This window comes from Hydrogenophaga sp. BPS33, assembly GCF_009859475.1.
GTDB lineage: Bacteria > Pseudomonadota > Gammaproteobacteria > Burkholderiales > Burkholderiaceae_C > Hydrogenophaga.
Genome location: NZ_CP044549.1, coordinates 298962 through 314067 on the forward strand (window position 1 = coordinate 298962; position 15106 = coordinate 314067).

At 66.5% G+C, this 15106-nt stretch carries 13 protein-coding genes and 1 riboswitch; of the genes, 10 read left to right on the forward strand and 3 right to left on the reverse strand.

What is annotated here, in order from left to right; genetic code table 11:
• Positions 1-2 precede the first annotated feature (2 nt).
• From ntrB to cynS, 3 genes are all read left to right on the forward strand, one after another.
• On the forward strand, positions 3-866 hold the full coding sequence (ntrB, locus tag F9K07_RS01405; protein WP_159588657.1) for a nitrate ABC transporter permease: 864 nt from the start codon (positions 3-5) through the stop codon (positions 864-866).
• A 64-nt stretch (positions 867-930) separates the two neighbouring features.
• The gene (locus F9K07_RS01410) at positions 931-1725 is read left to right on the forward strand and encodes an ABC transporter ATP-binding protein (protein WP_236581773.1); all 795 of its coding nucleotides are present in this window, start codon (positions 931-933) and stop codon (positions 1723-1725) included.
• A gap of 54 nt (positions 1726-1779) precedes the next feature.
• Positions 1780-2223: a cyanase gene (cynS, locus tag F9K07_RS01415; protein ID WP_159588661.1), complete on the forward strand. Its 444-nt coding sequence runs from the start codon at positions 1780-1782 to the stop codon at positions 2221-2223.
• 37 nt (positions 2224-2260) lie between these two features.
• Here cynS and F9K07_RS01420 read toward each other — a convergent pair whose 3' ends face one another.
• Positions 2261-3130: a pirin family protein gene (locus F9K07_RS01420; RefSeq protein WP_159588663.1), complete on the reverse strand. Its 870-nt coding sequence runs from the start codon at positions 3128-3130 to the stop codon at positions 2261-2263.
• A gap of 19 nt (positions 3131-3149) precedes the next feature.
• Positions 3150-4022 (reverse strand): pirin family protein, encoded by an 873-nt coding sequence (locus F9K07_RS01425; protein ID WP_159588665.1) that lies wholly within the window; start codon positions 4020-4022, stop codon positions 3150-3152.
• Positions 4023-4121: 99 nt separating this feature from the next.
• Between F9K07_RS01425 and F9K07_RS01430 the strand changes: the two genes are divergently transcribed.
• Together F9K07_RS01430 and F9K07_RS01435 are read left to right on the forward strand one after the other, a co-directional pair.
• Positions 4122-5030 carry a LysR family transcriptional regulator gene (locus F9K07_RS01430; RefSeq protein WP_159588667.1) on the forward strand — a complete coding sequence of 303 codons (909 nt, stop codon included), beginning with the start codon at positions 4122-4124 and terminating at the stop codon, positions 5028-5030.
• 23 nt (positions 5031-5053) lie between these two features.
• Positions 5054-6085, forward strand: a complete 1032-nt coding sequence (locus tag F9K07_RS01435; RefSeq protein WP_159588669.1) for an RNA methyltransferase — start codon at positions 5054-5056, stop codon at positions 6083-6085.
• Here the strand turns inward: F9K07_RS01435 and F9K07_RS01440 are convergent.
• Positions 6073-6873 (reverse strand): hypothetical protein, encoded by an 801-nt coding sequence (locus F9K07_RS01440; RefSeq protein ID WP_159588671.1) that lies wholly within the window; start codon positions 6871-6873, stop codon positions 6073-6075. The genes F9K07_RS01435 and F9K07_RS01440 overlap by 13 nt on opposite strands.
• A gap of 458 nt (positions 6874-7331) precedes the next feature.
• Between F9K07_RS01440 and F9K07_RS01445 the strand changes: the two genes are divergently transcribed.
• The 5 genes from F9K07_RS01445 (at position 7332) to F9K07_RS01465 (ending at position 15097) form a co-directional block, all read left to right on the forward strand.
• On the forward strand, positions 7332-7745 hold the full coding sequence (locus F9K07_RS01445; RefSeq protein WP_159588673.1) for a transcriptional regulator: 414 nt from the start codon (positions 7332-7334) through the stop codon (positions 7743-7745).
• A 70-nt stretch (positions 7746-7815) separates the two neighbouring features.
• Positions 7816-7916, forward strand: a riboswitch (S-adenosyl-L-homocysteine riboswitch).
• A 66-nt stretch (positions 7917-7982) separates the two neighbouring features.
• A complete protein-coding gene (gene metH, locus F9K07_RS01450; protein WP_159596773.1) occupies positions 7983-10679 on the forward strand; it encodes a methionine synthase in 2697 nt (898 codons plus the stop codon).
• Positions 10680-10800: 121 nt separating this feature from the next.
• The gene (locus F9K07_RS01455; protein WP_159588675.1) at positions 10801-11379 is read left to right on the forward strand and encodes a sigma-70 family RNA polymerase sigma factor; all 579 of its coding nucleotides are present in this window, start codon (positions 10801-10803) and stop codon (positions 11377-11379) included.
• Positions 11380-11473: 94 nt separating this feature from the next.
• Entirely contained in the window at positions 11474-12574 is a 1101-nt protein-coding gene (locus F9K07_RS01460; RefSeq protein ID WP_159588677.1) for a FecR family protein, read from the forward strand.
• A gap of 108 nt (positions 12575-12682) precedes the next feature.
• The gene (locus tag F9K07_RS01465) at positions 12683-15097 is read left to right on the forward strand and encodes a TonB-dependent siderophore receptor (protein ID WP_159588679.1); all 2415 of its coding nucleotides are present in this window, start codon (positions 12683-12685) and stop codon (positions 15095-15097) included.
• Positions 15098-15106 lie beyond the last annotated feature (9 nt).

Here is a 15106-nt window from a genome sequence, read left to right on the forward strand (position 1 = left end):
GCATGAGCACCAAGCGCCTGAACCTGCGTGCCACGCTGGTGTCCCTGCTCCTGTTCGTGGTCTTCATCGGTGCGTGGCAGCTGGGCACTTCTGCCCCCTCCGTCGGTGGCTCCAGCGCCGGCATGACGGCCGACGAAATCGAGTACGCCAAGCTCATGGGCAAGGACCCGGGGGCGCAGAAGTCCAGCGGCTTTCCGCAGCCGCTGGCGGTGGCCAAGGCCAGTTGGGAGCACCTGTCCGACCCGTTCTACGACAAGGGGCCGAACGACAAGGGCATTGGCATCCAGCTCGCCCATTCGCTGGCCCGCGTGGCCAGCGGTTTCGTGCTGGCCATGGTGGTGGCCATACCGCTGGGCTTCCTGATCGGCATGTCGCCGCTGATGCGCAAAGCCTTCGACCCCTTTGTGCAGGTGCTCAAGCCCATCAGCCCGCTGGCCTGGATGCCGCTGGCGCTCTACACGCTGAAAGACTCCAACGTCAGCGGCATTTTCGTGATCTTCATCTGCTCGGTCTGGCCCATGCTGATCAACACCGCCTTTGGTGTCTCGGCCGTCAAGCGCGAATGGCTCAACGTGGCGAGCACGCTGGAGGTGCGCCCGCTGCGCAAGGCCTTGCGGGTCATCCTGCCGGCGGCCGCGCCCACCATCCTCACCGGCATGCGCATCAGCATGGGCATCGCCTGGCTGGTGATCGTGGCGGCCGAGATGCTGGTGGGGGGCACCGGCATTGGCTACTTCGTGTGGAACGAGTGGAACAACCTGTCGCTGACCAACGTGATCTTCGCGGTGCTGGTCATCGGTGTGGTCGGCATGCTGCTCGACCTGATGTTCGCCCAATTCCAGAAGGCGGTGACCTATGTGGAGTGAATTCGACTCACGAGAAGGGCAGGCCCCGGCCCTCGCACCGTCCCCAACCAAAGACGTTCCCAAGATGACCGGTTTTCTCCAGGTTGAAAAACTCGCCAAGGCCTACCAGGCCGACAAGCCCGTGTTCGCCGACGTGTCCTTCGCCATCGACAAGGGTGAGTTCGTCTGCATCATCGGCCACAGCGGCTGCGGCAAGACCACCATCCTCAACGTGTTGGCCGGGCTGGAGTTCGCCACCGCCGGCCACTGCTTCATGGACGGGCGCGAGATCGCCGGCCCGAGCCTGGAGCGCGGCGTGGTGTTCCAGAGCCACGCGCTCATGCCCTGGCTCAGTGTGCGGCAGAACATCGCTTTCGCCGTGAAGTCGCGCTGGCCCGACTGGCGCCGGGCGCAAGTCGACGCGCAGGTCGAGAAGTTCGTGGCCCTGGTGGGTCTTTCGCCCGCCATCGACAAGAAACCCAGCCAGCTCTCGGGCGGCATGAAGCAGCGCGTGGGCATTGCGCGCGCCTTTGCGATCCAACCCAAGATGCTGTTGCTCGACGAGCCGTTTGGCGCGCTGGACGCGCTCACGCGCGGCACGATCCAGGACGAGCTCATGGCCATCGTGGGCCAGACGCGCCAGACCGTGTTCATGATCACGCACGACGTGGACGAGGCCATCCTGCTGGCAGACCGCATCCTGCTCATGAGCAATGGCGCGCAAACGCCGACGGGCTATGTGCCCGGTGGCATGGCCGAGGTGGTGGTCAACCCGTTGCCGCGCCAACGCGCGCGCGCCCAGCTGCACCACTTGGACGGGTACTACGAACTGCGCAACCACATCGTCGACTTCCTGGTCTCGCGTGCGCGGGCCCACTGAGCTTTTCACGCCACCCCTTCACCCCACCCTTTCATCCACACCCGAGGCAACACCATGAGCCGACTCGCCGTCACTGAAAAGATCATCCATACCAAGGTCACCAAGGGCCTGAGCTGGGCCGACGTGGCCAGGAAGGTGGGCCAGTCCAAGGAGTGGACGACCGCGCTGTGCCTGGGGCAGATGACCGCCACCGCCACCCAGGCCAAGGTGCTGGGCAAACTCTTTGGCCTCTCCGTCGAAGAGCAGAAGTGGCTGCAGGTCGTGCCCTACAAGGGCTCACTGCCCACCACTGTGCCCACCGACCCGCTGATCTACCGCTTCTACGAACTGGTCAGCGTCTACGGCACCACCTTCAAGGAACTGATCCACGAAGAGTTCGGTGACGGCATCATGAGCGCCATCGACTTCAAGATGGACCTGCAGCGCCAGGCCGACCCGAACGGCGACCGCGTGAACATCGCCATGTCGGGCAAGTTCCTGCCCTACAAGCAGTACTGAGAACCTGTGAGCGCATCCGCTGGCCGCCGCCACGGCGTCAGCCCGGCAGCGGAATCCATTCCTTGTCGTCACCTGGTGGCAGCGGAATGCGGCCCGCGGCCCAATCGGCCTTGGCCTGTTCGATGCGATCCTTGCGCGAGGACACGAAGTTCCAGAACACATGCCGCTCGCCCAGCGGCTCGCCGCCAAAGACCATCAGCGTGGCCTTGGTGTGCGCGGTGAGGGTCGCGTCCGTGTCGTTGTCGAACACCAGCAGTTGTCCGGTGACGTAGGTCTGCCCGTCGTATTCCACTTCGCCGCGCGCCACGTAGACGGCCTGCTCGCTGTAGCCGCCAGGCAGCGCCAGGCGCGCACCCGCTTGCCATTCGGTGTGCAGGTAGAAGAGGGGTGAGTGCGTGCGCACCGGGCTTCGCATGCCGTAGGCCTCACCAGCGATCAGGCGCATCCAGACGCCATCGGCGTCGCGCACCGGCAGGTCGGTGGCCGGGTAGTGCGTGAAGGCCGGATCGGTTTCCTCGTCGGCCTCGGGCAGCGCCACCCAGAGCTGCATCAGTTCCAGGCCACCCCCGGCAAACGAGTCCGGGTGTGTGAAGCGTTCCGAGTGCGAGATGCCACGCCCCGCGGTCATCCAGTTCACGTCGCCAGGATTGATGAACTGGTGCACGCCCAGGCTGTCGCGGTGTTCCACCTGGCCGCTGAGCAGGTAGCTCACGGTGGACAGGCCGATGTGCGGGTGCGGGCGCACATCGGCCGCGCGCGTGTTTTCGGCGGCCAGCGTGACCGGGCCGGCATGGTCGACGAAGATCCAGGGGCCGACCATGCGGCGTTTCGCGTAGGGCAGCACGCGCCGCACCTTGAGGCCGTGGCCCAGGTCGGCCGCGCGGGCATTGATCACCATCTCGAGCATGTCGTTTCCTTTCGTGGGGTCAGGCGGTCGCCGTGATGCGGCCCATCTTGCCACTCTGGAAGTCGGCAAAGGCCTGGTGGATCTCGGCCTCGCTGTTCATCACGAACGGACCGTACCCCACCACCGGCTCGTCGATCGGCTCGCCGACCAGCCACAGCACGGTGGTGTCTTCCAGAACCTCGACGCGCACGTCCTGGCCATCGCGCGAATGCACCGCCATCTGCGCGGCCGTCACTTCCTGGCCGTCGGCCAGGCGCAGGCGGCCACGCAGCACGAAGGGCGCGGTGGTGTGGCCTTCGGCGGCAGGCAGTGTCAGCGTGTGGCCGGCCTTCAGGCGCAAGTCCCACACCTGCATGGGCGTGAAGGTGCGGGCCGGGCCCTGGGCGCCCAGCAACTCGCCAGCGATGATGCGCGCCGTGCCGGCCCCATCGGGCAGGTCGACCTGCGGAATCTGGTCGCGCGTGATGCCCTGGTAGCCTGGTGCCGCCATCTTGTCGCGCGCCGGCAGGTTCACCCACAACTGCACCATTTCGAACGCGCCACCTTCCTTCGCGAAACGCTCGCCGTGGTACTCCTCGTGCACGATGCCGGCGGCCGCCGTCATCCACTGCACCTCTCCGGGGCCGATGGTGCCGCCACCACCGCTGGAGTCGCGGTGCGAGACTTCACCGTCGTAGACGATGGTCACGGTCTCGAAGCCGCGGTGCGGGTGCTGGCCCACGCCGCGCTGTTTCGCGGTCGGATCGAAGCGCGTGGGTCCGCCGTAGTCGAGCAGTAGAAACGGCGAGAACCGTTCGGGCGCGCTGTTGTACGAAAAGATGCTGCGCACGGGAAAGCCGTCGCCGACCCAGTGGCCGCCGGCGCTGCGTTGGATGAAGGACACGGTTTTCATGGGGATTCTCCTTGTAGGGGTCCACTGTACCGGGCCCGCCCGCGCGTGATAAGTCGGTAAGATCGCAAATCATTTTTCAATGAGCTGAACAATCAAGGTATGGACCTGAACGACACCCTGGTGTTCGTGCGCGTGGCGCAAGCCGGTGGTTTCAGTGCCGCCGCGCGCTTGCTGGGCATGCCGGTGTCCACGCTGAGCGTGCGCGTGTCGCGGCTGGAGCAGCGTCTGGGCGTCACGCTGTTGCAGCGCACCACGCGCCGCCTGCGCCTGACCGAAGCCGGTCAGGCCTACTTGCGCCAGGCCGCGCGCGGCCTGGAGGAAATTCTGCAGGCCGAGGCCCAGATCGACGCCGGCAAGCACGAAGCGCAGGGGCTGTTGCGCCTCACGCTCCCGATCGACATGGGCGATGAGCAGTTGCTAGGCATTCTGAGCGCCTACCGCGCGCGCCATCCGGGGGTGTCGGTCGAACTGGTGTTTTCCGATGCGCGCCTCGACCTGGTGGAGCAGGGCCTGGACCTTGCCCTGAGAGCCGGTGAACTGGCCGATTCCAGCCTGGTTGCGCGCCGCATCGGGCAGGCGCGCTGGGCACCGTTCGCCCACCCGGACTACCTGAAACGGGCGCCCCCTTTGCGCCAGCCCAAGGACCTCGCGCACCATGCCACGTTGTGCTTCAGCCCGCTGGGGCGCGACAGCTGGACCCTCATGCGCGGCAAGGCACGCGCCACCGTGCCTTTGCGCAGCGCCTTCGCGGCCAACGACATGCGGATGATCCGCCAGCTCGCGCTCGACGCACAAGGCGTGGCCTTGCTGCCGGACTACGTGTGCCGCCGCGAGATGAGTCATGGGCAGCTGGTGTCCTTGCTCCCGGGTTGGCACGCGCGCACGGACCCGATCCACCTCGTGTATCCGGGGCAGCGTTTTGTTCCCGCCAAGCTGCGCCACTTCATCGACGAAACCGTACCGGCCCTCTCGGCCTTGTTTTCAATCCCTTCGCACTTGGAAAAATAGTGTGAACAGGCCCTAGGTTCCCCATGCGCATCGAACACCTTCGCCAACGCCTGCGCGCGCTCGGCGCCAATCCCCGCCATGAACAGCGCGTGCTGCGCCTGTGGTCGCAAGCCCTGCCGCAGGACGCGGGCCGGCGCGAGATCGCGCATTTCTTGCCGGCCAGGCTGGTGGCGGCCTTGCCCGCGCTGGCCGACGAACTCGCCGCTCTGGCGCGGGTGCAATCCGTGCATCCGGGCCAGGACGGCTCGGCGCGGCTGCTGGTGGCGTTGGCCGATGGCCAGACCGTGGAGAGCGTGCTGCTGCCGCGCGACGGCCTGTGTGTGTCCACCCAGGTCGGCTGTGCGGTGGGCTGTGTGTTCTGCATGACCGGCAAGAGCGGTCTGGTGCGCCAGGTCGGCAGCGCCGAGATCGTGGCGCAAGTGGCGCTTGCGCGCGGCCGCCGCCGGGTGAAGAGGGTGGTGTTCATGGGCATGGGCGAGCCCGCGCACAACCTGGACAACGTGCTCGAGGCGATCGACCTGCTCGGCACGGTGGGCAACATCGGCCACAAGAACCTGGTGTTCTCCACCGTGGGCGATCCGCGCGTATTCGAGGCGCTGCCGCGCGGCCGCGTCAAGCCTGCATTGGCACTCTCGCTGCACACCACCCGGGCCGAATTGCGCGAACAGCTGCTGCCGCGAGCGCCCCGCATGAGCCCGCAGGAGCTGGTGGCCGCTGGCGAAGCGTACGCGCGCACCACCGGTTATCCGATTCAATACCAGTGGACCTTGCTCGCGGGCATCAACGACGGCGACGGCGACATCGAGGACGTGGCACGCTTGCTGCACGGCAAGTACGCCATCCTCAACATGATCCCGTACAACACGGTCGACGACCTGCCCTACCAGCGCCCGAGCGCGGAACGCGCCAGTGCCATCGCGCGGCGCCTGCACCAGCGCGGCGTGCTCACCAAGCTGCGCCAGTCGGCCGGGCAGGACGTGGAGGGCGGTTGCGGGCAACTGCGCGCGCGGGCCGAGCGGCCGGCGCGCCGGGTGATTCCCGTTCATCCCGGGTAGGGAGACGTTGCGGGTGCCGAGGGAGCGCCGGTGTCGGGCGCATCCGCCGTGAACACGACTTGCACGCCGCAGCCGTTGCGCGACATGGCGACGCGCCGCAGATGATGGCGCCACGCCTGTCCGGTGAGCGGGCCTTCGCCGCGTGCGCAATACGGCGCACGCGTCTCGTCGTCGAACACCATGGCATCGGGTGACAGGCGCGCGAGGCATTCCAGCGCTTCCAGGCGGCCATCGGTGACGGCCACCACACCATCACCCTGGGCTTGGCGCATGGCCCGGGTTCCCGTGCCCGTGTGACGGCGCATGAAGTCGAACACCTCCTCGCGGCGGTCCTGCGGAATGAGCGTGGGCGCCAGCCGCACCAGATCGGAGTTGTCGAAATGGCGCTCGCCGTAACCGCCTGCCGAGGCCCTGCCGGCGAGCGCGTCGAACAGGCGGCTGCGAACGCAGGGGTGGGGTGCCACGAGCAAGAAGTGGCTTGTGAACCGACCGTCGTCGGTGCGGGCCGCTTTTGCGTCGCGCTGGTTCAGCAACTGCCAGATCAGCAGCGCCAGCGTGACGCAGATCTGGTCCGTACCGCAGGTCAGCCCCACCCGGTGCACCCGTTGGGCGGGCCGAGGTGCGGCGGCGTTCGGTGCCTCGTGAGCCCCGATGGTGTTCAGGATCGCCAGGCGCTGGCGCTCGAGAAAGCCGGGGTCGCTGCGGCGCTGGCGCTCGCGAGGGCCGAACCACCACCGCAGCAGCGCGTCGGTGGTGACTGTAGAACTTGGTAGTATGTTGTTGGACATAAAACTCCCTGATTGAATACATTTTTCAGAAAGTTTAATCAATAGGTAGTGCGTTGACCAACTGTCTTCTTGGTTTCATATCCCATGGGGTATTCGGCGACCATCGCATCGGGCGCAGCAGAGGCCGCGTGGGCTGGTTGCGACAAATCGGCGTTGTCGTTCCGGGTGACCCGGGGCGGTCAGGTGGCCGGTTGCACACCATGGGCCTCATGCGGCTGCATTCCTGGGGGCGTGCGCACGGCAAGCGCGGTAAGTGAATACTTCCGAATGCCGTGAAATTCATTTGGTGGGTACTGCTCAGGCCCAGCCGTCCCAAGAGCTGGTGTCCCGGCCATCAGAACCGCGTCTTTTTTCTGGCACTGCTGCGCTTTTTTGCCGGTAGAGTCTTAATCAACACGTGTATCAGGGGGATAACAAGACGGCGAGGTGACGCAATGCCGAAAACTAGCGTTCAGGGCATGGATCACAAGCTCGAATTTGCCCAAAGGCTGCGGGATGCGATGGTGTCGGCGGGCCTGGAGCCCAGGCCCAGCGTGCTGCTCAACTTGTTCAACGCGCGTTACTGGGGCCGTTCGGTGTCGTTCCAGGGGGCGGCCCGTTGGCTGCGCGGCGAGTCGATTCCCGAGCAGGACAAGCTGCTGGTGCTGGCCGAAATCCTGCGCGTGGAGCCCGAGGTGTTGCGCTTTGGCCAAGCGGTGCGTCAGCGTGTGCAGGAGCAACGCAAGCGATGGGACGAGGGCTTGAGTTACCAGGAGCGCGAGGTGCTGGACGCCTTCCTCAACCTGCCGGTGCCGCAGCGCAAGATCGTGCGTGAGGTGATCCTGGCATTTGCGCAGGCCCACCCGGCCAGGGACGGGGCTGCCGTGGCCTGAGAAGGTGTGAAGGCTTCCCTGTGGAAGCCCTTTGCGCCAAGAAGTGCGTGGCGCCACGCTAAAATCGCCGCCTCTCAAGGAGCGTTGCAGCGCCGGCGGGCTTTTCACAGGCTCCTCACCGTGCGTCAGGCTTGAGTGGGCGCAAACAGGCCCAAACGGCGCTCACCAGTCTGTTGTCCGCAACCTGTCTTGGTGAGTCCCATGTCCGCATCCGCCTCTCTCCCTTCCGTGCCTTCCATGCTGCTCTCCGGCCTGGAGCCGTTGCGCGTGGAACCGGGCAGCCTGTTCGTGAACGTGGGCGAGCGCACCAACGTCACCGGCTCCAAGGCCTTCGCCCGCATGATCCTGGAAGGCCGCTTCGAAGACGCGCTGGCTGTGGCGCGCCAGCAGGTGGAAAACGGCGCGCAGATCATCGACGTCAACATGGACGAGGCCATGCTCGACAGCAAGGCCGCGATGGTGCGATTTCTCAACCTGATCGCTGGCGAGCCCGACATCGCGCGCGTGCCGGTGATGGTGGACTCCTCCAAGTGGGACGTGATCGAAGCCGGCTTGCGCTGCGTGCAAGGCAAGGGCGTCGTCAACTCGATCTCCATGAAAGAGGGGCTGGACGAGTTCAGGCGCCAGGCGCGCCTGGTCAAGCGCTACGGAGCAGCCGCCGTCGTGATGGCCTTTGACGAAAAAGGCCAGGCCGATACCTACGAGCGCAAGATCGAGATCTGCGAGCGCGCCTACCGCGTGCTGGTGGACGAGGTGGGCTTCCCGCCCGAAGACATCATCTTCGACCCCAACATCTTTGCCATTGCCACCGGCATCGAAGAGCACAACAACTACGCGGTCGACTTCATCAACGCCACGCGCTGGATCAAGCAGAACCTGCCCGGCGCGAAAGTCAGCGGTGGGGTGTCCAATGTGTCGTTCAGCTTCCGCGGCAACGATCCGGTGCGCGAAGCCATCCACACCGTGTTCCTGTACCACGCCATCAAGGCCGGTATGGACATGGGCATCGTGAATGCCGGCATGGTCGGCGTGTACGACGAATTGGAGCCTGAGCTGCGCGAGCGCGTGGAAGACGTGGTGCTCAACCGCCGGCCCGACGCGGGCGAGCGCCTGGTGGAGGTGGCCGAGAGCGCCAAGGGCTCGGCCAAGGACGACAGCAAGAAGAACGAATGGCGCGCGCTGCCGATCCGCGAGCGCCTCAAGCATGCGCTGGTGCGCGGCATCAACGACTGCATCACCGAAGACACGGAAGAGATGTGGCAGGAGATCAAGGCCGGTGGCGGCCGCCCGCTCAACGTGATCGAAGGCCCGCTGATGGATGGCATGAACGTGGTCGGCGACCTGTTCGGCCAGGGCAAGATGTTCCTGCCGCAAGTGGTCAAGAGCGCGCGCGTGATGAAACAGGCCGTGGCCCACCTGTTGCCCTACATCGAGGAAGAGAAGCGCCAGCTCGAAGCGGCGGGTGGCGATGTGAAGTCCAAGGGCAAGATCGTGATCGCCACGGTCAAGGGTGACGTGCACGACATCGGCAAGAACATCGTCACCGTGGTGCTCCAGTGCAACAACTACGAAGTGGTGAACATGGGCGTGATGGTGCCCTGCCACGAAATCCTCGCCATGGCCAAGGCCGAGGGCGCCGATATCGTGGGCCTCTCGGGTCTCATCACGCCCAGCCTGGAGGAAATGCAGTACGTGGCCGGCGAGATGCAGAAGGACGAGCACTTCCGTGGCAAGGGCATCCCGCTGCTCATCGGCGGCGCCACCACCAGCCGCGTGCACACCGCGGTGAAGATCGCGCCGCACTACGACGGCCCGGTGGTCTACGTGCCCGATGCCTCGCGCAGCGTGAGCGTGGCGCAGGGGCTGCTGTCGGACCAGGCGGCGGCGTACATTGCCGAAGTCAACGCCGACTACGAGCGCGTGCGCACACAGCACGCCAACAAGAAACAGGTGCCGCTGTGGCCGCTGGAGAAGGCGCGCGCCAACAAGACGCCGATCGACTGGGCCGCCTTCACGCCGCAGAGCCCCAAGTTCATCGGCCGGCGCGTGTTCAAGAACTTCGACCTCCACGAGATCGCGAAGTACATCGACTGGGGGCCGTTCTTCCAGACCTGGGACCTCGCCGGCCCCTTCCCCGAGATCCTCAAGGACGAGATCGTGGGCGAAGAAGCGCGGCGCGTCTTCAGCGATGGCAAGCGCATGCTGCAGCGCGTGATCGAAGGCCGTTGGCTCAGCGCGAGCGCCGTGGTGGGCCTGTACCCAGCCAACAGCGTGCGCGACGACGACATCGAGCTCTATACCGACGAGAGCCGCAGCGAGGTCGCGCTGACCTGGCACGGCCTGCGCCAGCAGACCGAGAAACACGAGTTCGAAGGCGTGATGCGGCCCAGCCGCTGCCTGGCCGACTTCGTCGCGCCCAAGGGCGTGGCCAACGACTACGTGGGCATGTTCGCGGTCACCGCCGGCCTGGGCGTAGAGAAGAAGGAAAAGCAGTTCATCGACGACCTCGACGACTACTCCGCCATCATGCTCAAGGCGATTGCCGATCGCATGGCCGAGGCGCTGGCCGAGTGCATGCACCACCGCGTGCGCACCGATCTCTGGGGCTATGTGGCCGATGAGGCGCTGAGCAACGAAGAGCTGATCAAGGAGAAATACCAGGGCATCCGCCCGGCGCCGGGCTACCCGGCTTGCCCGGACCACTCGGTCAAGCGCCCGATGTTCGAGCTGCTGCAGTGCGAGGACATCGGCATGGGCCTGACCGAAAGCCTGGCCATGACGCCCGCGGCCAGCGTGAGCGGGTTTTACCTGGCGCACCCGCAGAGCACCTACTTCAACGTCGGCAAGATCGCGGACGATCAGGTCGCCGATCTGGCCGCGCGCAGCGCGGTGGCGCGCGAGGAACTGCAGCGCTGGTTGGCGCCGAATCTGTGAGGCCGGTCGGTAGGGGATAATTCCGCGCATTCGCGATCCGTTGGGATCGCCCGGGTCAGCCACGAACGCTGCAGCCAGCCCGCCCAGGTGTCTTTCCTGCTGTCTGGTCCTTGGCCCACCCGTGTTCGACCACTACTACCGCGAACTGTTCAACTTCCTGGCGCTCAAGCTGCGGGACCGCGACGCCGCGGCCGACCTGGCGCAGGAAAGTTTTGCCCGTGTGTATGCGGCGCAACGTTCGGGCACGGCGATCCGCGACCCCCGTGCGCTGCTCTACAGGATCGCGCGCAATCTCCTGACCGATCGTTACCGCCGCCACGCGGTGCGCGCGGGGGCGGACGCCGCCGCACCGTTGGACGAAGACGCGGACCGTCGCGGCTTCGATGTCGACGAACAGGCCGGCCCGGCCGCCCTGGAGCCGGAAACGGCCCTGGCCGTGCGTCAGCGCTTCGAGGCCATCGCGGCGATCGTGGACAGCCTGCCGCCGCGCTGTCGCGAAGCCTTTATCTTGGTGAAGTTCGATGGCTTGAGCCACGCCGAAGCGGCGATCCGGATGGGCATCGCCGTCAAGACGGTGGAGATGCAGGTGCAGATCGCGTTGAATGCTTGCTGGGACCGACTGGATGCGCTTGAGCGGGGCGCTCAGCGCGGCGGCAGCGAGCGCCCGCGCCGAGAGCGGGGCCGCAAGCCCGAGCCTTGAGCCGCAGACCCTACGCCATCACCATGCCAGCACCCACGAAAGTCCTTACAGGGTCGAACCCCGATCATGCGTCTACAGACAGGAGAAAACCTGCATGACCGTGGCCAACGTTTTCAGCAACTCCTCCACCGACGGCGATGACCCCTTGCGTTTGCGCGAGGCGGCGCTGGGCTGGTTCGTGCGGCGGCGCGACACGGCCGCCTGGGGCCGAGACGACGAGGCCGCGTTCCAGTCATGGCTGGCGTCGGACGTGCGCCATGCCCCGGCTTATGCGCAGTGCGGCCAGCAATGGGAGCGCCTGGACGGCATGCCCGACGATCTCATGGCGCGGATGCGGCGCAACCTGGTGCGCGACAAGGCCTTGATGGAGACGCTCCAAGCACCGGCCGAGGACGCGCGACCCATGGCCGTGGCCTCGCGGCGGCGTTTCCTGCAGCCTGCCACCGCGCTGGCCGGTGTCGCGCTGATGGCCGGGGTGGGGCTGTTGACCTGGCGGCACCAGCAGGCCAAACCCGTCTGGGTGCAGGCGTTCCAGACCGGGCGCGGCGAGCAACGCAGCGTGCGCTTGCCCGACGGCTCCACGCTGCGACTGGACACTGCCACGCGTGTGGCCGTGTCCTACTACCGCGGGCAGCGCGAGGTCCGGCTGTTCGACGGACAGGCCTTGTTCGACGTGCAAGCGGATGCCGCGCGTCCTTTTCACCTGTGGGCCGGGCCCTTGCGCGTGACCGTGGTCGGCACGCGCTTCTCGGTGCGCCACACCCCCGATTTGCCGGGCAACGCCGGTGTGCGGGTGGCGGTGGAGCATGGCAAGGTCCGGGTGGCGCGCCCCGATGCCTTCGGCGAAGGCAACACGCCCCGGTGGCCCGGCGTGCTGTTGACTGCGGGGGAGCAGGTGGCCAGCGACGCGCGTGGCGTCCTGGAGCCGGTGGCCGCCGTGCCGTCGGGCGGCATCGCTCCGTGGCAGAACCAGCGCGTGAGCTTCGTGGACGTGCCGCTGGGCCAGGCGCTCGCGGAACTGGAGCGTTATCGGCCCAGTGGTTTGCGCGTGCGCGACCCCGCCGTGGCCGCCCTGCGGCTGTCGGGCACGTTCGATCCCTTGAATCCGCAAACCCTGCGCATCGCGCTGCCCCGGGTGTTGCCGGTGCGCTTGAGCGATAGCGGCGATGGCGAAACCGAGGTGCTGCTGCGCTGATGCTGGGTGGCAGCCGAAATAAGAATTTTTCGCATTGGGTACAGGGTTGGGGCGCTTCGCTGCGTCAACACAGGTAGTCGCTGTTTTGTCTACCTGGAGAAGACCCTCATGAACCGCCTTTCGATGCGGCCGCTGCCGCTCGCCCTCGTATTGGCCATTGCCTTCAGTGCCCCGGCCCTGCACGCACAGACCGGTGGCGGCACGCCGGTGCAGATCCGCATTGCCGCCCAGCCGCTGGCGCAGGCCTTGAACGACTGGGCGCGGCAGACCGGCCTGCAGCTGGTGGTGCAGCAAAGTGCCGTGGCAGGTAAAAACGCGCCCGCGATCTCGGGCCCCCTGAGCCCGCGCCAGGCGCTCGATCGGTTGCTGGAGGGCAGCGGGCTGTCCGGCCGTTTCGAGGGCCGTCTGGTGACGATCGAGCCTGTGCCCCGCGCAGGCGAGGCCACCACGCTGGGCACCGTGACGGTGACCGCCCAGGCCGAGCGCAGCAGCACCACCGAAGGCAGCGGCTCGTTCGCCGTGCGTGCGGTGAGCATCAACAAGGGCGATCAGGCGCTCAAGGACATCCCGCAATCGGTCAGCGTGCTCACGCGCACGCAGCTGGACGAGCAGGGCATCACCGATCTGAAAGTGGCGGCCAACAACATCACCGGCATGGTGGGCGCCAAGGGCGTGGGTCAGGGCATGGTGTTGTCCGCCCGTGGTTTCCAGATCGACGCCTGGCAGTACGACGGGGTGCCGATCCCCCGCAACAATTACGCCCTGGGCAACTGGGGCATTGAGGGCCTGGTGTTCTACGACCGCCTCGAGGTCCTGCGCGGTTCATCGGGTCTGCTGCAGGGCACGGGCAGCCCGGGTGGCGCTGTCAATCTGGTGCGCAAGCGCGGGCAGGCGGAGAGGACCGTCGCGCTGACCGCGCGCGCCGGGTCGTGGGGCCGCTATGGCCTGCAGCTGGATGCGGGAGGGCCGCTCAATGCGGAGGGCACGCTGCGCGGGCGCGTGGTGGTGGACCAGGCCAACAGCCATTCCTTCGTCGATTACGTCAACGACCACACGCGTTCCCTGTACGCCGCGTTGGACGTCGACATCAGCCCCGACACCACGGTCGGCCTGGGTGTGAGCGATTCGGACAGCCGGGGTCGGCCGATGATCCGGGGCTTGCCGCGCTATCCCGACGGACAGGATCTGGGCCTGGACCGCTCCACGTATGTGGGCGCCTGGTGGAACCGCGCCCATATCAAGCAGACCGTCCTGTACGCCGATCTGGACCACCGCTTCAATCCCGACTGGAAGCTCAAGGTCTCGGCGATGCGCATGAGCGAAAAGAACACCTCGGTGCACCAGCGCATGCACGGCAACGTGGCGGCAGACGGCAGCGGGCTCATCTACGCCAACTGGGCGACCGATTTCGACTCCACCAAGCTGGGGCTCGACGCCTACGTCAACGGCCGCTTCCAGGCGCTGGGGCTGCGCCACGATGTCACCGCGGGCGCGAACTACTCGAAGTACACGTCGAACGACATGCACGCACGCACGTTCACACCGGGCGGAAACATCTTCGACATCGACCACGACCGTCCCTGGCAGGATCTCGCGACCATCATGGCCGCCGGGGGCGTGCAGACCCGCCCGGTGTACGACGTGCGGCAGCGTGGCCTCTACGGCAGCTGGCGCGCCCGACTGACCGAGCCGCTGACCGCCATCCTGGGGGCGCGCGTGAGCTGGTACGACTACCTCTACCGCGTGCCGGCGAGCAATACACAGACCGTCATTACCGCGTCGGGTGAGGTCACGCCCTATGCAGGACTGGTCTACGCGCTGACACCGCGGTGGTCGGCCTACGGCAGCGTCACAAGCGTGTTCGAACCGCAATCCGCCCGCACGGTGGCGGGCCAGGTGCTCGAACCGATCGTCGGCACGAACCATGAGGTCGGCATCAAGGGCGAGCTCATGGACGGGCGCCTGAACACCTCGCTCGCGGTGTTCCGCTACGACCACAAGAACCGCGGCGTCAACGATACCGCTTCCGGTTTCGCCTGCGATGGCTGGTACTGCTCCATCGCCTCGGGCAAGGTGCGCAGCCAGGGCTACGAGGCCGAGGTCAGCGGCGAGGTGGCGCGCGGCCTGCAGATGATGCTCGGCTACACCCGCAACACCACCAAGTTTCTCTCCGATCCGGTGAACCAGGGCAAGGTGTTCAGCACCTGGACGCCCAAACACATGCTGCGCGCCTGGGCCTCGTACCAACTGCCCGGCGACTGGAGCCGGGTCAACGTCGGTGGGGGCGTCACCATCCAGAGCCACACGCTGGGCTACGACCGCTCGTTCAAGGTGCCTGGCTTCGATGTGTGGAACATGCGCGTGGCCTACCAGGTCACGCCGGAGGTGATGCTGTCCATGAACCTCAACAACGTGTTCGACAAGCGCTACTGGATCCCGGGCTTCGCCGAGCAGAACGGCAACAACGATTTCGGCGAGCCGCGCAACGTGATGTTCACCCTGAAGTACACCCCGCGCTGGTGACGCGCCGCC